The sequence below is a fragment of the Psychrobacter sp. TB20-MNA-CIBAN-0197 genome (assembly GCF_040309765.1).
Lineage (GTDB): Bacteria > Pseudomonadota > Gammaproteobacteria > Pseudomonadales > Moraxellaceae > Psychrobacter > Psychrobacter submarinus.
This window is the reverse complement of sequence record NZ_JBEOPC010000780.1, coordinates 1-263: the sequence shown is the minus strand read 5'-3', so window position 1 is coordinate 263 and position 263 is coordinate 1. Positions and strand designations below refer to the sequence as shown.

Annotated in this window: 1 protein-coding gene; it reads left to right on the top strand. The window is 59.7% G+C overall.

Going from position 1 to position 263, the window contains the following annotated elements; translation table 11 throughout:
• On the top strand, window positions 1-261 hold a 261-nt coding region (locus tag AAEY83_RS15960; protein WP_351060536.1), incomplete at its 5' end, for a hypothetical protein.
• Between the last annotated feature and the right edge of the window lie 2 nt (window positions 262-263).

Genomic DNA, 263 nt, shown 5'->3' with positions numbered 1-263 from the left:
GCCCTGACCACACCGCTGGGCACCCGGCAGAAACGACCTTTGTACGGTTCGCTGATTCCCACTCTCCTCGGGCAGAACCTCGGTGACGACATTCTGCTTCTGGCACAGAGCCACGCCGCGCAAGCGTTCTACAACTCGCAAAACGGCATCGACGATTTTCAGCCGCAAGTAATTGTCGCCAGTCGTTACGGCGACGGCCTGCTGCTGCGCTTCGCCGGCACCTGGAAAAACCGCCAACAAACCTTCGAGGTGCTGACATGAGC